This is a genomic window from Neorhodopirellula pilleata (genome assembly GCF_007859915.1).
Lineage (GTDB): Bacteria > Planctomycetota > Planctomycetia > Pirellulales > Pirellulaceae > Rhodopirellula > Rhodopirellula pilleata.
Map to the genome: position 1 here is coordinate 106,841 of NZ_SJPM01000012.1, position 23,365 is coordinate 130,205.

The window sequence follows — 23,365 nt, forward strand, 5'->3', positions numbered from 1 at the left end:
CGCCTGACGCACGCAAGGACCTAAACCGGCGTCGATTCTTTGACGAGCATTTGATCGACCTCATTGCTAACGATGACGCCGTAATTGATCGCGCCGAGCCAGCCGCTCATGATGATGCCGACGCTGCCGGCGTGGTACATACCGGAGATCTGCTGCGAGAGCGCGCGGCTGACCGCGAGTCCCTCGAACTTGGTTCCGAAACTCGCTCCGCCTTCGTGCATGGTGTAGTGGTTGAACGTCCGAGGTGTGGCCGCTTCGGCGCGGTCGATCTTATCGCGGATGCCGGGGATATACTTTTCAAGCGAGTCGATCGTCGTATCGACGAGGTCTTGTTTGCTCGCCGCGTAGTCCTCTTCGTTCAGATCCGCCCAATCGGACCAGTTCGCGTTCGTACTGCTAACGATCGCGTATCGCTCTTTTTTTGTCGGTCGGGTGCGGGGATAGTAAAAGCTAAACGTTCGCGACGTGATATCACGACTGAGCAACAAGTCGGTGCGGAATTCTCTCGACGTCGATGTGAAGAACAAATCGCCGGATGATTCGTCGATTTCTTCGCCCGGCTTGAGCGCCATGTAGACCTGCGTGCTTGAATTGTTCAGACGCACCGCTTCGGTTTGTTCGACGAAGTCGCGATCGAGTTTTTCGGGACCGATCATCTTCAGAATCGTCGTTCGCAAATTCGCGTTGCTGACCACGGCGCGGCACTTGATCGTGCGACCTTGGACTTTGACGCCCGACACTCGCGTTCCCGTGATCGGACTTTCGGAAACCTCGATCTCTTCCACCGGGCAATTGATGCGGATGTCGACTCCGTTGGCAACCAACTCTTTCTTCATCCGCGCGATCAGATCATCGGTGCCGCCTTCGTAAATGAAAACACCTTTGTTCATGAAGTTGCTGAAAACGATCCCGTACGTGATTGCGGGATCTTCGAGCGTCGACCCGTTGGCGTACGTGATCGGTTCCATCAACAACCGCACCACGTCGTCTCGACCGGGAAAGAAACGGTCGAACAGTTGCCGCGTGGTGGTCGATTGATCGTCGTAGAAGTTCATGCCTCGGGCGGTGTCGAAGAATTCGTTGACGGTGTTCTCTTCGATGCCGAAGCGACTGGTCAACAACCGTGTGAAGTCTTCGCGGTTGAACGTCGTCGTGAGCGAGAACTGTGGGTTATCGAAACGGATGTTCTTAAGCTGCACGATCCGGTCGGCGATATCGCGGCTCCAATAACGACGACACGACTTGATCATGCCGTAGGGGAAACCGTGCAGCGAAACATCAAACGTGTGTCCGCCGGGTCGCAAGAACCAAGTCGCCAAACCGCCGAGTTTGTAGTGTTGTTCGAGGAGCAATACGCGGTGCCCGGCGCGGCCGAGAATGTTGGCCGAGGTCATGCCAGCCAAACCGCTGCCGATGACCACCACGTCGTATTCGCCAGCGGCACCTTTGAGAAAGTCTTTCGGCATGGGAAGAGTGAAGAGTGAAGAGTGAAGAACGGACTAGGACAATGGTTGGTCGGCGGATTGGAGTTCGGCGTAAACACCGACTTGGTCTTCGTCGGGAGCTTTGTCACCGTAGAGCAACAACGATTGTTCGCCAACTAGCCACCGCTCGTCGAGTAGGCGGACAGGTAGGCGGATGGTCTCACCCGGCGGCATCACGACGACGTCCTGTCGCTTCAAGCCGGTGCTGACCACGTCGTGCGATTGGCGGAACAAACGAGTGTGCTCGTCGGGCAAGACCGTGCCCATTCGGCGGGTGGCCGATTCGCTGCGGACTAGTGTAGAGATTTTCCAGCGTTCGTCGCGGGGATCTTCGGCGATCTGGATCGTCACGACCGACTCTCCGGGTGGCACCGCGATCGCCGAGTACCACTCCGGCTGGGTTCGGCCTCGGGGCAGGATCGTACTGTAAGCGATCCGATAGAGGGTTTTGGGTGGTTGGGCGGAATTCCAACGCTGCGTCGGATCGTCCGTCACGGGTGTCCGAACCCGAAATCGGTACGTCAGCGGCGTGTCGGAGGCGATCCGGACCACCGCGAGCGAACCGGCGGGCGTATGATGCAAACTACCGACCTCTCGCCGCAATGCGTCCAATTCCGTTTCCGCTTGACGCAATCGGACGATGGAAAACACATTCCCGCCAACCAACGCGGCGATCGTCGCCGAGACCATCAACGTTTGCAGCGACCAGGAAATTCGGCGGGGACGATTCATATCAGGATTGTAGGCTCATATCAAGATTGTAGGCGTTGAGTAAAACCCGCTCAAACGGTACGTTTTGGGGTTCCTCGAAACCGAGTTTTGCGCCCGCGTTTCGAGACCGTGTTAACCGTTCCACCGTTCTTCGTGTCTAACCGTTCTTCGTGGGTTTCAACCAACGTGATCGCCCCCCATCTCGCTTCGAAACTTCCCGACGATCAGCGCATCGTCATCACCGGCATCGGCTTGACGGCACCCAACGGCAACGACTGGGGCACGTTCCGGCAAGCTTTGCTGGAAAAACGCAGTGGCGTGCAACCTTATGAAATCCGCTATTTCGGCGAGACTCTGGCCGGCGTGTGCGATTTCGATGCGAAGAAATACCAGTCCAAAAAGGACATCCGCCGCGGCACCCGGGCGGGCAGCGTGGGGGTTTACACGGCCAATGAAGCCGTCGCCCACTCCGGGCTGGATTGGGAAAACCTCGACCGTTCGCGGGTCGGCATTTACGTCGGCGTGACCGAACACGGGAACGTCGAAACCGAAAACGAAATCTTTGTGATCAAAGGCTTCGACTATGACACGAGCTGCTGGTCCCATCACCACAACCCCCGCACGGTCGCCAACAACCCCGCCGGCGAGATCGCTCTGAACATGGGCGTCACCGGACCGCACTACACGATCGGGGCGGCCTGTGCCGCAGGCAACGCCGGGATCATCCAGGGGGCTCAGATGCTGCGTTTGCACGAATGCGACGTGGCGATCGCCGGCGGGACGAGCGAGTCGATCCACACGTTCGGGATTTTCGCCAGTTTCAACAGCCAAAACGCGTTGGCCTCGCACGCCGACCCCACCGCGGCGTCGCGACCGTTTGATAAAAGTCGCAACGGGATCGTCGTCGCCGAAGGCGGGTGCTTGTACACGCTCGAACGGTTCAGCGACGCGAAGGCCCGCGGGGCGGAGATTTACGGCGAATTGGTCGGTTACGCGATGAACACCGACGCCACCGATTTTGTGCTGCCCAACCCCGAGCGTCAGGCTCAGTGCGTCAATATGGCGCTCAAACGGGCGGGGCTAGAACCTGATCAAATCGACATCGTCAGCACCCACGCGACGGGCACGATGAGCGGCGATTCACAAGAGTGCGCCGCCCTGCGTTCGGTCTTCGGCCAGTGCACCAACACGCGGATTAACAACACCAAAAGCTACATCGGCCACGCCATGGGTGCCGCCGGCGCGCTCGAGCTAGCAGGCAATTTGGCGGCATTCCGTGACGGGGTGACCCACCCGACGATCAACGTCGACGACCTCGATCCGGACTGCCATTTGCCGGGCTTGGTGCTCAACGAGCCGCAAGAGCACGCCCGCGTCGATTACATTCTCAACAATTCGTTCGGAATGTTGGGAATCAACTCCGTTGTCATCGTTGGCCGGGTGTAGGGAACGCCCATCGGTGGATACAATCTTGCCCCGTGACTAACCTCTCGTGTTTCCGCTCTCAAACTCTTTCATTTCGCTCAACCGTCTATGACCCCCGCCGAAATCCGCGCCGAAATCATCGATATTCTCGACGACATCTCACCCGATGAAGATCTCGACGGGCTCGATGACCAAAAACCATTCCGCGACCAACTCGAACTCGATTCGATGGACTTCCTCGATATCGTCATGGAACTGCGAAAACGACACCGCGTCCAAATTCCAGAGGAAGACTACGGCAATCTGGCCAGCATGCACTCGACGGTGACCTATCTCGAACCAAAGATGAAGGATATCTAAATGGCTCTTGGCCGTTGGCGATTCGCTCTTGGTTCGATGGCGGTCAAACCCGTCAATCCTCTTCCTAAGATCACGATGAATCAAACAGCCAATCGCTAATTGCCAACCGCCAACTGCTTCCTCATGTACGACACGATTATCATTGGCGCCGGGATGAGCGGATTGGCGGCCGGGATCCGGCTGGCCCACTTCGATCAGCGTGTCTGCATCCTCGAACGACACTACACGATCGGCGGTCTGAATTCGTTCTATCGCATGGGCGGCCGCGATTACGACGTCGGGCTACACGCGATGACCAACTTCGCCCGCAAGGGCGACAAGCGGGGACCGCTGGCCAAGTTGATCCGCCAATTGAGATTCGGTTGGGAGGATTTCAAGCTCGCCGAACAAATCGGCTCTTCGATTCGCTTTCCCGATGTTTCGTTGGACTTCAACAACGATATCGAAATGCTCCAAAGCGAGATCGCCAAGCACTTCCCGGATCAGATCGATGGCTTTCGCTCGTTGTGTGGGTCCTTGTTGGATTACTCCGACATGGACGGCGGCTCGCCGGATTTCATGCGAAGCGCCCGCGAAGTCATGGGCGAACACCTCAGCGAACCGTTGCTGATCGAGATGTTGATCTGTCCGTTGATGTGGTACGGCAACGCCCGCGAAGACGACATGGACTTCGGTCAATTTTGCATCATGTTTCGGGCGTGTTATTTGGAAGGCTTCGGACGACCGTACAAAGGCGTTCGCGTGATTCTGAAAAACCTTGTCCGCAAGTTTCGAGGTTTGGGCGGTGAATTGAAGTTGCGTCACGGCGTTTCGAAAATTCACGTCGAGGATGGACGCGCGCTCGGCGTGGTGCTTGACGACGGGACCGAAATCCAAGGCAAACGAATCCTCTCGTCAGCCGGAAATATTGAAACGATGAGGATGTGCGACGACATCACCACACCGGAGATCGCCAAGGCCGGCAAATTGTCGTTCATCGAATCGATCAGCGTGCTCGACCGAGACCCCAAAGAACTGGGATTTGATCGCACAATCGTCTTTTACAACGACTCGGCAAAGTTCCATTGGAAACGTCCCGAGGACGAACTTTGCGACGCACGGACGGGCGTGATCTGCAGCCCCAACAACTACATCTACGATGCCGACGAAGGCCAACTGCCCGACGGCATCATCCGGATCACGACGCTCGCCAACCACGACCGATGGAGCGAACTGCCCGATGCGAAATATCAGGCCGAGAAAGTCACCCAGTACGACGCGGCGGTGGCTTCGGCGGTGCGATTCATGCCCGACTTCCGCTCCAACGTCATCGATACCGATGTGTTCACGCCCAAGACCATCCGGCGTTTCACTTGGCACGACAACGGAGCCGTTTACGGGGCACCGGACAAACAACTCGACGGGGCAACGCACTTGCCGAACCTGTATTTGTGCGGTACCGATCAGGGCTTCGTAGGCATCGTCGGTGCGATCGTTAGCGGGATCAGCATGGCCAATCGCCACTGCTTGGTCGAGTGAATTCTTCAACCACAACGACGCGTCAGTTTTTATCCCGGAGGGATGTGTCTAGCTTGCCAACCTCGGCTTCCTGCCAGACGAGCTGGCAGGGGAGCAGGTCACGAAAAAACCTCGCCCGAATCATCGAGCGAGGTTCTTATGAGTTCATTCATTCGACGCACAGGGCGTCCAACTCAGACTAGATGTCGGTGTTGGCGTCTGGCGTGGGAACAGGAGGCGCTGGAGGAGCGGCTTCGTCGGCAGCTTCCTTCTTCGGAGCTTCCTTCTTAGGTTCCGCTTTCTTGGCTTCCTTCTTCGGTGCTGGAGGAGCAGCGTCGCTGCTGCTTGGGACGGCATCACCGGCCGAAGGAGCGGCGGGAGCAGCCGGTGCGGCGGGAGCAGCCGGAGCCGCAGGTGCTTCTGCTACGGGAGCAGCAGGAGCTTCAGCGACGGGAGCGGCCATCGGGGCTTCGACGGTCGTGACGCTGCCGGGAACCAAGGTTTCGCCGGGAGCAAGTTCATAACCTTCACTGCTGACGGCAGCTTCCATCATCGGTGCGGCGTCGCCACAACCGCAGGAAGTTTCCATCACAGGCTCGGCACCGCAGCAAGGCTCAGGAGCTGGCTCGCAGCAGGTCGGCTCGGGAGCACAGCAAGGCTCAGGAGCTGGTTCGCAGCAAGTCGGCTCGGGAGCACAGCAAGGCTCTGGAGCTGGTTCGCAGCAAGTTGGCTCTGGAGCACAGCAAGGCTCAGGAGCACAGCAGCTTGATTTCTTCTTGAACAACTTGCTGAACAAGCCAGCCTCAGCGGTTCCACTAAATACCAACGACGCGCCTGCCAGCAATGCGAAGGCCGTCGCACCTTTCACCAAATTCCGATTCATAGACATCTCCTAAATAGGTTTGGAGTGTTCGGTGCGATCCGAATTCGCACACCTGAAAACTAGGAGGCGGATTCCGACCACCCCATGTGACTTGATTCACCAGAAGCCCCGACACGCTGTCGAAACCCCCGATCCAGACGCTCCGGGCCGCCCGATTGGCGGCGTGGGGAAGCTGCGGCGACTGCATCGCCTGTCCAGATGATTGCGTTACAGTAACCCGGGGAGCATCGTTGTCAATTACCTAGATACCCCAAAGCATCGAGATCGCAAGGTCATCGCAATCGCACCAGGGGAATTCGAAATCAATGCACACCGCATGTTGATTGGGCACAAATCACGGAAAAGAGCGTATTTCGTGCGGTTTTCGCGATTGCGAGCCTACTGAGCCACCGCCGGTCAATGGTCGTGGGGTCGACGCAAATTCGGGCGAATCCTCGATCGTCCGAAACCAAAAAAATCACGAAACCGCTTCTTTTAGCGGATCGGATCCGAAGGTGTCTGTCCCGGCGACTGGGCGGTTTGAGCCGCCGGGGCCGATCCTAAGATTTGCGCCATCAGATCACCGTTCTCAAAATCCAGGACCAACGGTGGCTGGCTCGGATCCATTTCGAGAATTAATCCGGAGATGCGGTATTGATCACCCTGCATCACGACGGACCAAACGACCTGATAGTTTTGCATCGCTCCGGTCGGATTGCCGGCCGCGTCTTGTTCGGCCGGCTCGGTCCAGATGCAATGAACCAAACGGCCATTGACGGGGCTTTCACCTGCGGCAGGATCCACAGGCATTGGTGTGCTGCGGGTGACCTGAAACTGAGCGTCGGGCGAACCGATCGGTTGAACTACTTGCCCGATTCGTTGCAATTCTGATTGCGCCCGATCGGTCAACAACGCCATCGCGTCTTGATGGTCACCGCCCCGTCGGATTCGATCCAGGAATTGGCTTACGACCGCTTCGGCGTCCTCAGCCGACATCGGTGGGCTGGCAACGGCGACTGCGTTCGATGAGGCCGTCTGAGCGACTTCTTGCTTGCCACATCCGATCGGGGTGGCCAACAAGATCGTTCCAAGTAACCATCGCAAAATTCGTCCTCGGTTTCGCGTGCGAAAGCGAGGATTGTGATCGAAAGAGAGCAAGGAAGTGGCCATGATTCGGTTTACCAGGGTCAGGTTGAGGTCGTTAGATCTTAAGAACAAAACGTTCCAGGACTCCTCAGGCAATACGAATTGATCGATCCAAGTGTCAAGATGGATCGCGAATTTCGGGCGGGCGGGTAGGCGGAACGCTACGATACAAACGCACCTACAAGCACACTCCCACCCAACATTTTTAACCGCCTCGTCAATGGAGTCGACCCGCGTGACCACGTCCACGGAACATCCCGCCACCTTGAACCCTCCCGACGCGTCCAACCTCAGCGAATTGATGACGACGGGTTGGCGATCCAAAACCGTCAAACAAGAAATCCGCGACAATTTCTCCCGGATGCTGGCCGCCGGCGAGGAACTCTTTCCTGGCATCGTGGGATACGACGACACCGTCATTCCCGAAATCAACTTGGCTTTGTTGGCCGGACATGACATGCTGTTCTTGGGCGAGAAGGGCCAAGCCAAGAGTCGACTGATGCGTCAGTTGGTTCGCTTCCTTGATCCTTTCATCCCTTATATCGATCATCCTGATCTGCCGATCCACGAAGACCCACTCAAGCCGATCTCGTCACTCGGTCGACGTTTGGTGCAAGAGCATTCCCCCGAAGACATCAAGATCGCTTGGTGGCCGAGGGCGGATCGTTACGCCGAACGACTCAGCCCCGGTACCAAGTTCGCCGACATTATCGGCGAGATCGATCCCGCCAAATTAACCGCCGGTGTTAGCATGAGCGCCGAGGAAGCCTTATCGTTCGGCTTGATCCCTCGACTGCACCGGGGCATCTTTGCGATGAACGAACTTCCCGAACTCGACGATCTCGTCCAAGTCGGTTTGTTTAACATCTTGGAGGAACGCGACGTTCAAATCCGTGGCTATCCGATCAAGTTCGATGTCGATGTGATGATCTTGTTCTCGGCCAACCCGGCGACGTACAACCGCAGCGGTAAGGTGATCCCGCAGTTGAAGGACCGCATCGGCACGATCGTTCAGACTCACTACCCGCGTGAACGAGACCAAGGCATCGAAATCCTGCAACAGGAAGTCGGCTCGGACCTCGGTGGTGAGTATCCGGTTCACGTGCCGTACTTCATGTATCAGATCATCGAAGAGATCACCAATCGGGCACGTCAAAGCAAGTACATCGATCAAGCGTCCGGCGTTTCGGCGCGGTTCTCGTTGGCGAACTTCCGAACGATCGTGGCGTCGGCGAGACAACGCGGCATCGTTCACAACGAAAAACCCGCCGTCCCGCGAATCAGTGACCTGGGGCATCTCTACGCAAGTTCATTAGGCAAGCTCGAACTCGACTTGATGGGCACCCATCAAATGAGCGAGAAACAAGTCCTCGACGCGGTGATCGCCGAAGCCATCCAGATCGTCTTCAGCGAATACATCGAAGAGCACGGCCTCGCCGAAATCGCGGAAATTTTTCGCGGCGGTGTGCGAGTCGAAGTCGGTGATCTGTTACCCAGTCGCCAATACGCCGAACGATTGCAACACGTGCCCCCGGCGTGGGACCGCGCCTTTGAAGTCAACGCGAGCGAGAACGAAGCAATGCGGGCCTCGTGCGTCGAGTTTATCTTGGCCGGACTTTACAGCCTCGACAAAATTAGCCGCTCTCAAAAACACGGCAAGATCCACTACGAGACCTGAGACAACTACCATCGGTAATTGATCTGTCAATCAATAGAAGAAGGTGAAACATCTCGCGTTCAATCAATGACGCCTTCTTAATGCGGCGGCGATGCGATTCGCAGAAACTCGTGATTTCCGCGCATCGTTTCGATTCAAAGACCACGCAACTAGTCGCACAGGTGCCATCGCCCTGTTGATCTAATGGAAACTGCCGATTTAGTCGTGTTGCGTTTTACAATTGTGAGCGGCAAGGCGCTAGCGGGCTGTTGATTTAATTAGCCGTACCGCGTTAGCGGCGGCTTACACGGCCGTTAACCGGGGCTAACGCCCATCGGCTAATGGTTGTCATTCGGTATACGACTAAATCAACAGCCCGCTAGCTGCCGGTAGTGGCGAGTTGCCCGCGGCTAACGCTTTGCGGCTCACTAAATCAGCAGTCTCCGACGAAGTTGGGAGGGTCGGAAATCGAGCGTTCAGCAAGATTTCCGTTCAAGCGTAACTCGCCGTACTCGCCCCTCACCTCACACCGCTTGTTCGCTCCTTCCTGCCTTCGGCAAGGATGAAGTGTCGTAACGATCGTTATTCACGTGCCGCCGGAAACCGTGACGTGAGCCGTTTGCTGTAGAAAGTTGGCATATTCGGGATCGAGGCCTACGGGAACGAAATGGTTTCCAATGACGTTCTCGTTGTATAAGGTTTCGAACCACACGCACCCCAACAGATACTTTCCTGCTGAGCTTGCGTGATGACCGTCGATGCCTAGTTCGCGTCTCGCATCGTCCCGTTTCTTCCAGGACCAACCAACGTGCAGCGAGTGCTTTTGATCGGGGAGGTTCGGGTAGGAGGCATTCTCAAAATCAAACTGATCGTCGACGCGGTATCCCCAGACCGGATCCGTGTCGGCGCGAAACATGGCATCGCCGCTGGGCAGAACGTTCAGGTTTAACTTTTTAGCCAGCGCCCGATAAGCGTCACGAACCTGATCGTACATCACAGCGTGAGTGTGAGGTTCTTTGCCTTCGTTGGACGTTTGGAAACGAGGATCGTCGGATCGATAAGCCCAAATCTGATGAACGAGAATCGTCGCGTCGGGAGCGTGCTCACGAATGTAGCGATGTAAATTGTTGGCGAATGGCTGGTACGTCTGCAAATCGTGGCTCGTGTAACTGACCTGCTGAATCGTGATGAAGTCCCAACGATCTTTGGTCAGCAAATCCTTCAACGAGTATTTTCCACCGCCATAAGGCGACCCCTCCTTGCCGTCGGGATCCGCCTCAAACTGTTGAGCATGTTTCCAGTGACGCTCCAGCGTGCATCCTCCCAAGTTCGCTCGGCCAACGACAAGTTTGTGTCCGGCCGATTCGACAAGCGACGGCAAGTACGTAAGAGCGTTCTCGGCAAAACTATTACCGATCGTCAACAGACGTATCGTCTTCTGTTCCGCTCGCACGCTCGAAGAAAACGTCACCAAGAACAACGAAATCGTGACGGCAACCACGACGCTCGAATGAGATGTTTTGGGACAACGTTCCATGGATCAATCCTCTTGCGCTTTCAATTGGTTAACGATTACTTTCATCGTTCTTAGGGAACTTTCCGGAATTAACTTCTGCCCTTGCACCGGGTAAGTGCGTACTAGCTTTCGACGTTTACTGGAAACGACTCGCGTACCAATTAGGACACCTTATCCAGGCAGACAACGAGCGGTTCTCCTGCTTCGACCGAAGCTTCGGCTGCTGCGGGAAGGCTAACTTCTTCCGCTAAAACTTCCGGTTCGATCGCCGACCGTAAACGGCCGGCAAGCCATAAGCTTAGCAATGTGAAGGCGGCCGAGACGAACCCGATCAGCCAAAAGTTCGCAAGTCGACCATCCGCCGCTTGTACAACAATCAAGCCTCCGATGTAGGATGCAACGCCGCCGGCCATGTGTTGGATCGACGAGTTCGCGCTCAGAAACGCACCACGATTCGACGGTGCCACGCTACTGACAACCATCGCCATCGCGGGGATCATGCGACCGACGTTGCACACCATCAAAGTTGCAAATACGGCAATCGCCAACCACTTCGTGCCCGCCGGCAATTGCGTGATCAACAACAGCATCAGCGCCGACACAGGAGCGATCGATCGAAAGACACGCAACTTTCCAAAACGGTCGGCATATCGCCCCACCACCGGCGAGGCGAACAAGGTCAGCAATCCGCCAGCGACATAAACCATGGGCAACTCATTCTCCGTCATGCCAACATTGCCGACGAGGTAGACGCTCAGAAACGGAAACACGAGAAAGCCACTCATCGTCAACGCAATGATCAGCGCAAACGCATTTAAATGGTTCACTTGCAGAAACGTTGCACGGAATGCCTTGACCGTGAACGGACGTGATTCGGACAAATGAGTACCAAGGGGGGGAAGAGCAAACCAAGCGAGCAGTAAGATCGGAAATGCCAACGCGGACAACGCAATGAACGACATTTGCCATCCGTAGTTCGTACCAATCACCAACCCCAGTGGAACACCGACCACCGAGGCAATCGCGAAACCGGTCATGAGGGATCCGGTCGCACGACCACGACGACTTTCCGGAAAAACGTCGCCGATGATCGCCATCGACATCCCACCCAAAATGCCGCCGAACGCGCCCGTCACGATTCGCGCGGTGAGCAGTGTTGGATAACTCGTGGCCAGTCCGCACAGCAGGGTTCCTAAAAGAAATCCGCTGTACAAAAACATGAACGCGGCCCGGCGAGAAAACCGGTCCACCGTTGCGGCAGCAATCAGTCCTGCCACTCCAGCGGCGAACGTATACGACGACACGACCAATCCGAACGCTTGGGGGGCGATGGCCAACGACCGCATCAACTGAGGCCCGAGCGGCATCACAATCATGAAATCAACGATCGTGATGAATTGCACGGCCGCCAAAATCAGCAGAATCAGTTGCTCGTGATACAACGGTGGCTCAGATTCGTTCTCGATTGGCGGGGCCGTCATGATGATCAGGCTTCGATCCAAGCCAATTGCAATGTTGAAACAGGAAGCGTCATTCCGGCTTCGTGCCGGCGGGACTCACTAGCGGACAATCAAGTCACGAACTTGGTTCGGCCACGTTCTTCAAAAAGAGATTCACTCAGTGTCGATTCACCGCTGTTTTCGACGACGGGTCAATTATTCTTTCGGCCAATCGGGCAACTGAAACTTTTTCTGGACGTTTGCGGTGTGCTCGTCATAGTGCTTCCTCCTTACCGCTCCAAATAAGGTTGCGAGCTTCGTAGTCTGCGGGCATTTGCTGCGGATTTCGATCGACGACCGGGATGCGAGAATCAAGTGCGTGGTAAATCTGAGAGAAGAAAAGCAACTGTCGACCGGCCATGTGTTCGGCGTTCCATCGCGGAGTGTGTGTGCCATCGGACGGCCTGAAACTCATTTGTTCGACCGACAACTGGCGAAAGACATCTTCTGAGCGACGATAATAACTCAGTGATCCTTGAGTACACCCGCACCCAAAGTGTCCCGCCTCGAAAGCATCGACGAACCAGCGTGCTCCGATGTCGGCCGCCGGTGCGCGCTCGCGACGGGTCGAAACCCGCTCCGGTCTGAGTCACCTCCAATCCAAAACGGATTCACTTCGAGCTGGCGGTTTGTCCAACTTCTGCGGACTCCAATCTCCGCTTCGGTCGATGAAAACGGAGCGTACTACGCTGCTCGAAGAACAGGACGGTTCGTCCTGAACTCGCAACGGATCCATTGACGGCAGAGCTTGTCCGATCTGGACGCCCTGGGTGACCAACTTCCGAAGTCAGCATTCCTCCTGGAAGCTGACCTGACCGACGAGGCGCAATACAATGCATTTCTCGCAACCGACACAGGCCATTGCTTGATGCTCGCTCATCACCTTTCACTCCCAAAACGAGGCGGGCCTTGAAGTGGCGAAATCTTTGAAGAAATACGTCCAATTCGATGCGTGACTGGCAGACTTTACGTGAATGAGTAAGAAAACCAGCGAATTAGACAGCTACGAACAGTTCATGCGGCGATTTTTGGAGTGCCAGCGTGGGTTGCTGCGCTACGTGATGTGCTTCGTTCCAAATGTCCATGACGCTCGTGACATCGTGCAAAACACGGCGATTGCTCTATGGAAAAAGCACGAACTGTTTGATCCTTCGGAGCCCTTTATGCCGTGGGCGTGCCGCTTTGCACTGAATGAAACGCGACTGTTCATGCGGACGAATGAGCGATGGAAACACTTCTTGGATGATGAGACAGTCGCCGCGCTGGCCGGGCGCCGTGAAGAGATGGCGGATGAGCTAGATGAACGCCGGATTCATTTGCGTGAGTGCCTGCGAAAGCTACCGAAGGATCAACGTTTGGTTGTGGAAGGGTACTACTTCGAAGATCTTTCGGTCGAACAACTCGCAGAATCGTCGCGGCGAAGTGTCGACGCAATCTACAAGTCCTTGCAGCGAATTCGGATGGCGCTCATGAAATGTGTGCAGCGGCGACTCTCTTTCACCCTGGGAGTAGAGTGATGCACAGCGACTTTCAGTCTCTAATTTCCGCCATGTGCGACAACCGGGCCACGGATGCTGAGTTGGCTCACTTGGCGGATTTACTGCGTAACGATCCCACCGCCCGCGACGAGTACTTGCGATATGTTGATCTTCATTCGGCGTTATCCGACGAAGCCCTGCCGACGTTCGATTCCGATGTCATTGACTATCGCATCCGTGACAATCACACGCCTACAGTAGGTGGTCGCATCGCAGGTTGGAGCCCTACGATGCGCTGGTTCGTGATCGCGGTCTCAGTAGCGATCATTGTGGGCATAGATTTTGTGGCATCACGTCAACCGCCAACCAATGCAGTGGTCGACAACAACGGCCCGTCGATCACCGCCGCCCTCCCGCTAGCGACAATACTGTTGGCGGAAGATTGCCATTGGCAAGGCGATGACTTGAAGGAAGGCTCGCGGCTGAACCCCGGACGCCTCGGACTCGATCGTGGCACGGCCGTGCTGCGGTTTGACGGGGGAGCCGAGTTGGTGCTGGTTGGGCCTGCCACGATTGATTTACGGTCGGCAGCAAGTGTCGTTGTTGAACTTGGCGATATCGTGGTGCAAGCGACCGATGGCGCTGAAGGATTTGTCGTGATGACGCCGACCAGCGAGGTCATCGACCTTGGCACTGAGTTCGCCGTCAAAGTAGCCCGTAGTGGGGCAACGGAGGTGCATGTCCTTGATGGCGAAGTCAGTTATCGCCGGATTAACGCGACGCAGCAGTTGTCAAAGATACTGCGAGCCGGTGAAGGTGTCGCCATTGATGATGACGGACGTCCGACGGCAGTTCCAATGAACTCGCCACGATTTCAAGAGTTTGTCAACCGAGTGAATCCGCGCTCACGAGCCGACTTGCTGATCGCCTACGAAGGTTTCAACTATTCACCCGGAGTTCTGCCACTGGAGGAAAGCACGGTCGGGAAAGGTTGGGCGGGGCCCTGGCGAAAACGAATGCCAGATGAGCGGCAAGCCCCCGTCGAAGACGACTCACCTGACCACTTTGAAATCGTACATGCCCAGATGAATGTTACATGGCCAGTGCCCGGTGGTCGGTTGGGAATGCTCAAGCTGCCGCCCGGTCGCGTGTTTTACGTGCGGTCACTAATGCGCTCGCTCGATCTCGACCGCGAAGGTGTGACGTTCTTCAGTTTGATGGCACGGGAGACAGAGCGGCGGACTGAATCACACACGCGTCGAGAAGATCTGCGTCTGACTTTTCGGTCCTCGACTGACTACTTCTCGGATTCGATCAGCTTTGGCCACAGCGTTGGATTTCAGCCGCGTGTGATGACCGGAAGCGGAGTTTTTCATACCAGCCCGCTGGTGTTGCCTGCCGAACAGACCACGTTGTGGATCGGTAAGATCGTCTCACGCAGCGAAGGGGAAGACGAAATCTACTTCCGTATCTATGGCGAAGAAGACGTGCTCGGGTATGCCGAACCGGCCACATGGCATGTTGTCACGCGCGGCGTGGACATGGATGCTCACCTCGATCGTGTGTTGCTGAGTTCAACGGGATCAAAAGTCCGCCTGGTTGATGAGCTGCGGATCGGTCCAACGTGGCGGAGTGTGGCTCCAATGCAGGAAACGAAATAATGAGAAGTCCGTTTCATTTAAAATCTGAATTTGTTGGCGTTGTCAAGCTATCGACAGCCCCCGTCGTCATGGCGCCATCGTGCCGCCAACCTTTGGCGGGATGCCGCAGATACGCCTGCCTCATCGCCGCAGTTTGGATCCTCGGTCAAGCAACATTGGTGTCTGCTGCTGACGTCGATGCCGCCGCTTCTCCCGTCGGCCATGCCTTGATGGAAAGGCATTGTTACCACTGCCACGATGATTCGAATTCCGAGGGTGGGCTGAATCTGCAGGACCTGAAGGTTCAACCCGATGATACCGTGAATCTTGCCACGTGGGCGAAGGTCTACGATCGGATCGTGTCCGGTGAGATGCCGCCTGAGGATGAAGAGCGGCCTGATCCGAAGGAAGTTGCAGCATTCACGAAGTTGACGGCTTCTGCTCTGCAGTCGACTTGGCGTGATCGTTATGCGACTCGTGGTCGCGTGGGTGGACGGCGGCTGAACCCGGTCGAATATGAAACCACGATGCGCGATCTGCTGGCGGCTCCGTGGTTGGAACTCAAAGAGATGCTGCCGCCCGATCCTGAATCAGACGGTTTCGACAACGTCGCTGCGGCACAGGAGATATCCTACGTGCAGTTGGCCCGCTATCTCGAAGCTGCCGAAGTGGCGATCGACGGTGCGATGCGTTTGCGGCCGGCTCCAAAGCCGACCAAAGTCCGCACGTGGTTCACCGAAGAAGGTCGCTATCTCGGTAAGGACTGGAAAGAGCGATACGGCAGCGTCGACAAGCGTCCCGAGTGGACTTGGTTCTGGCAACAACCCAACAACGCTCAAGCCCCACGACACATTCGCAACACATCGCAACAAATCCCAGGTTGGTATCGCTTCCGTGTTCGCTGTCGTGCGGCGTTGTGGGACAAGGGCGAGTTGCTTCCACCAGAAGAAGGCCAAGTGGCATGGATCACGACGGCCGCCAAGCGAGTTCTGGCAAAATTCGATGTTCCCGAGGGCGAAGATGGAGGCGTCGTCGAGTTTGTTGCATGGCATCAAGAGAAGGAGCTGCTCGATTTCTATTGCGCGACAATGGACGATCGGCAAGTTTCACACACGACAAAGCAGAAAGATCCGAAGTCGCAACGGGAAGCTCATGAGTCGTTTATGAAGGGCTATCGCGGCCACGGTATCGCAGTGGATTGGTTTGAGATCGAGGGGCCGTTCGCTGATGAATCGTGCGAGGGTGGATCAGACGATCAACCTTGGCCGTCAGTGAGTTATCGACAACTGTTCGGTGATCTGCCGATTGAGCCTTGGACAAAAGCGAGCGGGCTGAAGCCGCCTGAGCCTCTGAATTTGCCAGACTTAACCGCTAACAAGCACGGGCTGCGCGAGGCGTTTCAATTGTCGCCAGACATGGTGATGGTGGTCTCAAAGGAGCCTCGCAAGGACGCGGAAACGCTGTTGCGTCGATTTATCAAGCGAGCCTATCGTCGAAGGCCGGAGGAGTCCGAAATACAGCGTTGTCTCGCATTCGCACTCGACGCTATTGACGACAAAGCCTGCTTTCAGGATGCGATGCGACTGGCTTACAAGGCGGTACTTTGCTCGCCAGACTTTCTTTATCTGCAAGAAATGCCGGGTGAACTGGACGGCTATGCCCTTGCAGCTCGGTTGTCATACACGCTTTGGCGAAGCATGCCGGACAGCCAATTGATCGAAGTGGCGGAGTCCGGTGAATTGCTGACCGACGCCGGATTGCAAAGGCAGTTTGATCGGATGCTTGCCGATCCCAAGTCCAAGCGGTTCATCAGTGACTTCACGGGCCAGTGGCTCGACCTTCGGAAAGTTCACGACACATCTCCAGATCGTGATCTGTTCCCTGAGTATTTCTCAGACAACCTTATTGTCGCTTCAGCCGTGGCGGAAACCGAAGCGACGTTTGCCGAAATGCTTCGTGAGAACCTGCCCGTGAAAACGATCGTTGACTCTGACTTCGTGATGATCAACGAGCGACTGGCGGAGGTTTACGGAATCGATGGAGTGAAGGGAATGCAAATTCGCCGCGTCACATTGCCGGCAGAGTCACCGTATGGCGGCCTGCTAACTCAATGCAGCGTGATGAAGGTCACTGCCAACGGCTTGACGACTTCGCCAGTACTACGAGGCGTATGGGTGATGGACCGAATCTTGGGAACTCCGCCTTCGCGACCACCACCCGGCGCTGGCTCCATTGAGCCGGATACTCGCGGTGCCACCACGGTTCGAGAGTTATTGGCCAAGCATAGCCGATCGGAAACATGCGCGAGTTGCCACAAGTCAATCGACCCACCGGGCTTCGCGTTGGAAAACTTCGACGTGATGGGCAAATGGCGTGACCACTACCGCAGCTTGGGTGAAGGCAAAAAGCTTGATCAGGTCGTTGCACTTCGCGACGTGAGATACCGACAAGGATTGCCAGTAGACGCTTCTGGTGTCACCGATGACGGTCATGCGTTTAACGACATACACGAGTTCAGAAACGTACTTGTCGCTCAGGACGAGCAACTTGCACGCAATCTGACCGAGCGGTTTCTAACTTTCGCAACCGGTGCGAGCGTTTCGTTCGTGGATCGCGATGTGGTGAACTCGATCCTTCGTGAAAGCAGGAAAGAGGGATACCCGATTCGCACATTGCTCCAACAAGTCATCCTCAGCAAGACATTTCGATCGAAATAGGGTATCCTTCATGACCAAGAACTCTCAATCATATATCAGTCGCCGCACGGTATTACGCGGTCTTGGCGTTGGGCTTGCTTTACCGCTGCTCGACGCAATGGCTCCGGCTTTTGCCGCTGCGGAAGCCCCTGTTGGGCCGCAGCGTCTCATCGCGATTCAAACCAATCAGGGCATTCTTCCCAAGTACTTTTTCCCCGACGGCGTAGGCCGCGACTACAAGGCTTCGCCGTACTTGCAGATCCTCGATAAATTCCGGAATCGGATGACTGTCTTCTCCGGTGTCTCGCATCCTGAAGTTGATGGTGGTCACGAAGCCGAGCAGTGTTTCCTGACCGCAGCACCACATCCCGGTATGGGGGGATTTCGGAACTCGATCTCGGTGGATCAGTTCGCAGCTGAACGTATCGGGCATCTGACCCGGTTTCCATCCTTGACGCTATCCGTCGGTACAAAGCGAAGCCTTTCGTACACGCAGTCCGGTGTGCAAATTCCCGGCGAAGATTCACCGTCGCGGTTGTTCCGGAAATTGTTCGTGCAGGGTTCGAAGCAGGAAGTCGAAGCGCAGCTCGCGAAGCTTCGTCACGGACGCAGCATTCTTGATTCGGTGGGTGAACGAGCACAACAGCTAGGAAATCGAGTCGGTTCGTCAGATCGAGACAAGCTGGACCAATTTTACACTGGCGTTCGCGATCTCGAAAAACGATTGCACAAGAGTGAGCAGTGGGAGCAACAACCTAAGCCGAGTGTTGAAATGGCACCGCCGCAAGATTATGACGATCCCGGCGCTTTGATCGAGCGGACTCGTGTGATGTATGACCTCGCTCGCATCGCGATGGATACGGATTCGACGCGACTGGTTTCGATCTTCGTCTACCAGAACGATGCCAAGCCAAATATTCCCGGAGTCGGCACCGGCACGCATCCGCTGACGCACCACGGCAATCAGCCTGAAAAACTTGAGCAGCTCCGACGTATCGAAGAAGCTCAGTTTCAAGAACTCGCCACGTTGCTTGGTGGATTGGATGAGCGCGATGCTGGCGGTGGTTCCTTGCTCGACACGACATCAGTGATCTACGGCACGGCTTTGGGCAACGGCAATTCCCATGCGAACAACAACTTACCCGTCTTGATCGCCGGAGGCGGGTTCCGCCACGCACAGCACCTCGCTCTCGGCGCCAACAGCGACTACCCGCTGCCCAACCTGTTTGTAAGTGTTCTGCAAAGACTCGGCATCGAAACGGACAAGTTCGCCACCAGCACTGGAACGATGCGGGGGCTGGAAGCACTATGAAAAACGTTATGAGAACTTCACCTGTCACTCTCTTGATCGCCGCCGCTTTAATCATCGCTCTGCCGGCAGTGGCCGACGATGGAGGAACAAAAGAAGCCGGTTTGACAGACCAGCAGTTTTTCGCCCGGGTCGACCTCAGCCTGCCCGGCCTCTCAAAGGTTCAAGAAACCGTGTCTCGATCTGACTGGCCGCAGGCGAGAAAAGCATGGGCGGACTACCTTCGCAACCGTGATAATGTGAAACACTTCGAAGCGCGCTTCGTGAAAGATCGGGGACCGCGGAAGTCGAAACTGCCTCGCTATCCGACGTGGGCGGAGTCGCGGGTTGCGAACTTGAACGAACGGATCAAAGACGGCACGTTCGAGCCACATTTCCAAGCACGCTACGACGGCGACACGCTCGGCTTGATTACGCTTTACGCGCAGTCACAGGATTCCAAGCATGCCAAGACCGCAGCTTGGTTGATCCGTGATTTCGTGGAGCGTTTTCCCTATCCGAGCGAGCTTTGGGATGTGACTCCGGATCATAAAGGCGGCACGCCCGAACCGTGGACCACTCTCAACTTCGGACTGCGCACCGGCTACTCCTGGTGGAACAGCTACGTGACCTTTCGCAAGGACCCCGAATTTACCGACGACACGCTGGTGATCATGAGCAAGTCCCTGATACAGCAGGCAAAATACTACTCAAGTCTTTCGCTCACCCAACGTGACACCAGCAACTGGATGGGGGCGGAAATGGTAGGTCTCTATACCATCGGTGGGATGTTCCCGGAATGCCCGGAATCGGCAATGTGGCGCAAATTCGCGATCGAGGCACTGTATGAATTCACGGACTGGCGCTACCTTCCGGACGGAACATTTTTCGAATTCTCGTTCTGGTATTCTCACCTGGGATTTAACGGCGTGCAGGAAATCTATGAGCGCGCTCGGGAATGGGGACGGCACGATGAATTTCCCGAGGACTATCTAAAGCGGGCCGAGAAGTTGGCCGACTTCACCATGAAACTCTGCCCGCCAGATCGCACTGGCTATTTCTATGGGCAGGGTCATTCCGAAGAGGCCAGCCACTATTTGGCATTTACCGACAACCTGCTTCTGCGGGCGCTCGAGAACTATCCGCACCGCGACGATTTTCGCTATGTCGCCACACGGGGCAAAGAAGGCAAAACGCCTGACTTTTCGTCGGTGTATCTGCCCTACGGAGGAATCTGCATCATGCGTTCGGGTTGGGATACGAGCGCAAATTACCTAGCGCTGGACGCAGGGCCGGACGGTCGAGCCAGTCACGCACACGACGACGCCAACAGCGTGGCACTTTGGGCCTACGGGCACCCCCTGCTCTACGATTCCCTCCATGGCAGGAAGAACCTCGGTGGAGCCAAGGATCACAGCACGGTGTTCATTGATGGCAAGACCGCCAAGCGGAACAACAACTACGGCAGCCCGATCGACGCTTCCTGGGAATCGACACCCGAATACGATTTCGCCTGCGGGGTGAGTCGTGTCGGAGATCGCAATCCGGTTCACGTTCGGCGCGTTCTATTTCTCAAGCCGGACCTGTTTTTCGTGATCGACGACGCCAACGTTCCCGGCACACCGACGACTCATCAGTATGATCTCTACTGGAATTTGCTGACCGATCAGGTCGAAATCGATCCGGACACAATGGCTGTCGTGACCCGAGAAGATGGCAAGCCGAACCTCGCCATCGTCCCCTTGGCGTCTGAAGGCTTCGAGACGCAGGTTTTACCCGATCCAGAGAATCGCTCCTACTTTAAGAATATTCCAGCCCGCCTCGTGACCCATCGGACGGAATCAGAGACATTGCGCCACGTAACCCTCCTGGTGCCCCTGAAACCGGGAGCGACCAACCCGGTAGAGACAGTATCGATCGGAGATGGTAACGTGTACTCTGTCCGCTTTACCGACGGTCGTCAGTTCCGCCTGAAGATCGAACCCGGCGATCATGGGAGAATCCATGTCGAAGAGAAAGGCGGGGCCGGTCGGAGCGTGGTCGCGGGAAATTCTCCGTCGCTTCTACCCACCGAGGTTTTTACCCGTATTCGGCAGACGGCATCTCCCGAAGATTATGTCCGGCTTCGAAGCAGGGAGAGGAAACAGCCAGAATGAAGTGGATCATTGCAGTGCTTCTGGCTTTCCTTGTGCCTGGGCGAAGTCACGTCTGCTCTCATCAGCTTTCGAAGGTTATCGGATGAGTATTAACTCAAAGAACTCTTTGGTTCACTCATTCCTGACACTTTTACACGCACCATTACTGGGAACATTCTTCTTGGCGTTTGCTGTGCCGGTCCTCGCAAACGAACCGATCCGAACAACGCAAGAACTCGTCGCTGCGGTGAAGATCGCGAAAGCAGGAGATACGATCGAACTCGCGGCAGGAACGTTTGAACTGGACGCTACGCTGGAACTAAGCGGTAACATCACGCTGAAGGGTGCGGGAATGGATAAAACCACGCTCACTCACGTTCCCAAGTGGAGACCGTCCACCGAAACGCTGCCGGACCCCGAAATGAGACTGGAAGGGCTGGACGTTGATGCCTATCTGATCCGCATCATGCGGGACACCAACGACGTCGCGATCTCGGACATGACTCTGTACGGCCCACAATTACACGGGGCGATTTTCAGTTGGTTTTCCACCGGCGTGCACCTGCATCACCTGCGGATCAAGGAGACGATGTGGAGCGGCATCCGCACTTTCGGCATGAAGAGGACGAAGATTCACGACTGCGAGTTCGTCGATGCCGGCGGGCGTTGGCAGAAAGGCCAACCGGGAGTGAAGGGCGGCATCACCGGCGGCGGCATCTTCGCCGTCTGGATGAGCGAATGCGAGATCTTCGACAACCGTTTCACCCGCACCCGCACGGGGAAGGAACACGAATTCTATGGCATCAAAGTGCGGCAGGCCCGACAGTGCCGGGTTCATCACAATACCATCGAAGTGAATTTCAGCATGGAGTTCCCGTTCGAGAATGACGAGGACAACGAACTCGATCACAACGTGTGTCACGGTACCATTTCAATTCCTAAGCACGCTGGCGGGCCGGTCCCCGAGAGCGGCAAGACGTTCCACATCCACCACAACTACTTCAAGGACAGTTACAGCATTGAGTTCGTGCGCAACGGCGTCGAGATCGACCACAACCTGTTCGACTTCGATCCACAGGCGGACCACGGCAATCTGATCTCAGGATTTGGCAAGGCTCCCGCAAAAGGGCCGGCGGTTTTTCACAACAATCTTGTTAGCAATCCCGGTCGTGGTGTCATCTGGATTAATGAGCCCATCAGCAATCTCGTGGTTCGAAACAATCACATCATCGCACGAGCCACGGCAACACCACGTACCGAGGGGCTATTCGGTTTCCACCGCGACAGCAATTTTTCAACCATCGTCATTCGCGATAACGTCGTCGAGTGTCATAAGCAATCGCGACCGCTGCTTCGCAATGACGAGAGCTATGCAGCCACAATGAGCGGTAACGTGCTTTCGAATGTATTTGACGCTGACCGAATCGACTCCGCTCGTGTCAATCAAAACGCCGGCCTAGAAGCGTCTCTGACATTTGCCTGCGGGGTTCACGGTGAAATGACTGTGGACGGCTGGAACGTGAAACAGATCGATTAGGCGCGCTCACGAGATGCCACGTTACTCCATCAAATCACGGCCAGCAAAAGACCTTACAACTGTTGCCGACTCACGTCCGTCGCAAGTGGATGCGTCAGCAAAAGCCGGACTTTGATCTGTTCGAGCCGCTGACCCTGGACGATTCGAAGCGGAAATGAGGACGGCTCGAGACGTTGGGGCTCTGGCGGCAAGGACGACCATTATTCCAGGCAGGCGATACGAAAGGATCAAGACACTCGATGAGTTTCGCGAGTTTGAAAAAAGTGACCAGGAGATGCTTGAACGAGCTTCTCCGGTCGTTGAAAAACACCGCGTGCTTTGCGGTCGAGAACCACAAGGACCAGCGGATCAACGAGCGAATCGCGTTGGGTTCAAGCCCGTAGTAGCCTAAATGTCTCTTAACCCGATCGCGAAAAAGACTGACCACGATCTAA

17 protein-coding genes are annotated in these 23,365 nt (G+C 56.0%); 10 read left to right on the top strand and 7 right to left on the bottom strand.

The features are described from left to right. Window positions 1–20: 20 nt before the first annotated feature. Together Pla100_RS22840 and Pla100_RS22845 are read right to left on the bottom strand one after the other, a co-directional pair. Complete coding sequence (locus Pla100_RS22840) at window positions 21–1,466, bottom strand: phytoene desaturase family protein (protein ID WP_146580522.1); 1,446 nt, start codon at window positions 1,464–1,466, stop codon at window positions 21–23. A gap of 33 nt (window positions 1,467–1,499) precedes the next feature. Further along, a complete protein-coding gene (locus tag Pla100_RS22845) occupies window positions 1,500–2,216 on the bottom strand; it encodes a hypothetical protein (RefSeq protein ID WP_146580524.1) in 717 nt (238 codons plus the stop codon). A gap of 165 nt (window positions 2,217–2,381) precedes the next feature. On the opposite strand from Pla100_RS22845, the gene Pla100_RS22850 reads away from it, so the two are divergent. The 3 genes from Pla100_RS22850 to Pla100_RS22860 all read left to right on the top strand — a co-directional run bounded on the left by Pla100_RS22850 (window position 2,382) and on the right by Pla100_RS22860 (window position 5,498). Further along, window positions 2,382–3,641: a beta-ketoacyl-[acyl-carrier-protein] synthase family protein gene (locus Pla100_RS22850; RefSeq protein WP_146580695.1), complete on the top strand. Its 1,260-nt coding sequence runs from the start codon at window positions 2,382–2,384 to the stop codon at window positions 3,639–3,641. An 87-nt stretch (window positions 3,642–3,728) separates the two neighbouring features. After that, the gene (locus Pla100_RS22855; protein WP_146580526.1) at window positions 3,729–3,980 is read left to right on the top strand and encodes an acyl carrier protein; all 252 of its coding nucleotides are present in this window, start codon (window positions 3,729–3,731) and stop codon (window positions 3,978–3,980) included. A gap of 123 nt (window positions 3,981–4,103) precedes the next feature. Further along, a complete protein-coding gene (locus tag Pla100_RS22860) occupies window positions 4,104–5,498 on the top strand; it encodes a phytoene desaturase family protein (RefSeq protein ID WP_146580528.1) in 1,395 nt (464 codons plus the stop codon). A gap of 178 nt (window positions 5,499–5,676) precedes the next feature. Here the strand turns inward: Pla100_RS22860 and Pla100_RS31840 are convergent, their stop codons facing one another. Next, window positions 5,677–6,066: a hypothetical protein gene (locus Pla100_RS31840; RefSeq protein WP_231603406.1), complete on the bottom strand. Its 390-nt coding sequence runs from the start codon at window positions 6,064–6,066 to the stop codon at window positions 5,677–5,679. A gap of 768 nt (window positions 6,067–6,834) precedes the next feature. Further along, window positions 6,835–7,509: a hypothetical protein gene (locus tag Pla100_RS22870; protein WP_231603408.1), complete on the bottom strand. Its 675-nt coding sequence runs from the start codon at window positions 7,507–7,509 to the stop codon at window positions 6,835–6,837. 277 nt (window positions 7,510–7,786) lie between these two features. On the opposite strand from Pla100_RS22870, the gene Pla100_RS22875 reads away from it, so the two are divergent. After that, window positions 7,787–9,163 carry a magnesium chelatase gene (locus Pla100_RS22875; protein WP_231603435.1) on the top strand — a complete coding sequence of 459 codons (1,377 nt, stop codon included), beginning with the start codon at window positions 7,787–7,789 and terminating at the stop codon, window positions 9,161–9,163. Between the two features lie 565 nt (window positions 9,164–9,728). Here the strand turns inward: Pla100_RS22875 and Pla100_RS22885 are convergent. The 3 genes from Pla100_RS22885 to Pla100_RS22895 form a co-directional block, all read right to left on the bottom strand. Continuing rightward, the gene (locus Pla100_RS22885; protein ID WP_146580532.1) at window positions 9,729–10,679 is read right to left on the bottom strand and encodes a DUF4886 domain-containing protein; all 951 of its coding nucleotides are present in this window, start codon (window positions 10,677–10,679) and stop codon (window positions 9,729–9,731) included. A gap of 140 nt (window positions 10,680–10,819) precedes the next feature. Beyond that, window positions 10,820–12,139 carry an MFS transporter gene (locus Pla100_RS22890; RefSeq protein ID WP_146580534.1) on the bottom strand — a complete coding sequence of 440 codons (1,320 nt, stop codon included), beginning with the start codon at window positions 12,137–12,139 and terminating at the stop codon, window positions 10,820–10,822. A 232-nt stretch (window positions 12,140–12,371) separates the two neighbouring features. Next, window positions 12,372–12,572, bottom strand: coding sequence for a hypothetical protein (locus Pla100_RS22895; protein WP_146580536.1), 201 nt, complete (start codon window positions 12,570–12,572; stop codon window positions 12,372–12,374). A gap of 559 nt (window positions 12,573–13,131) precedes the next feature. Between Pla100_RS22895 and Pla100_RS22900 the strand changes: the two genes are divergently transcribed. The 6 genes from Pla100_RS22900 to Pla100_RS22925 all read left to right on the top strand — a co-directional run bounded on the left by Pla100_RS22900 (window position 13,132) and on the right by Pla100_RS22925 (window position 22,931). Continuing rightward, complete coding sequence (locus Pla100_RS22900; protein WP_146580538.1) at window positions 13,132–13,674, top strand: sigma-70 family RNA polymerase sigma factor; 543 nt, start codon at window positions 13,132–13,134, stop codon at window positions 13,672–13,674. Continuing rightward, window positions 13,674–15,296 carry a FecR domain-containing protein gene (locus Pla100_RS22905; protein ID WP_231603410.1) on the top strand — a complete coding sequence of 541 codons (1,623 nt, stop codon included), beginning with the start codon at window positions 13,674–13,676 and terminating at the stop codon, window positions 15,294–15,296. The genes Pla100_RS22900 and Pla100_RS22905 overlap by 1 nt, the downstream gene beginning before the upstream one ends. Window positions 15,297–15,454: 158 nt before the next feature. Then, window positions 15,455–17,992, top strand: coding sequence for a DUF1592 domain-containing protein (locus Pla100_RS22910; RefSeq protein ID WP_231603412.1), 2,538 nt, complete (start codon window positions 15,455–15,457; stop codon window positions 17,990–17,992). A gap of 10 nt (window positions 17,993–18,002) precedes the next feature. Continuing rightward, the gene (locus Pla100_RS22915; RefSeq protein ID WP_146580545.1) at window positions 18,003–19,283 is read left to right on the top strand and encodes a DUF1552 domain-containing protein; all 1,281 of its coding nucleotides are present in this window, start codon (window positions 18,003–18,005) and stop codon (window positions 19,281–19,283) included. An 8-nt stretch (window positions 19,284–19,291) separates the two neighbouring features. Further along, complete coding sequence (locus Pla100_RS22920; protein WP_231603414.1) at window positions 19,292–21,415, top strand: heparinase II/III family protein; 2,124 nt, start codon at window positions 19,292–19,294, stop codon at window positions 21,413–21,415. Window positions 21,416–21,497: 82 nt separating this feature from the next. Beyond that, window positions 21,498–22,931 carry a right-handed parallel beta-helix repeat-containing protein gene (locus tag Pla100_RS22925; protein WP_146580699.1) on the top strand — a complete coding sequence of 478 codons (1,434 nt, stop codon included), beginning with the start codon at window positions 21,498–21,500 and terminating at the stop codon, window positions 22,929–22,931. The last annotated feature ends 434 nt before the right edge of the window (window positions 22,932–23,365 follow it).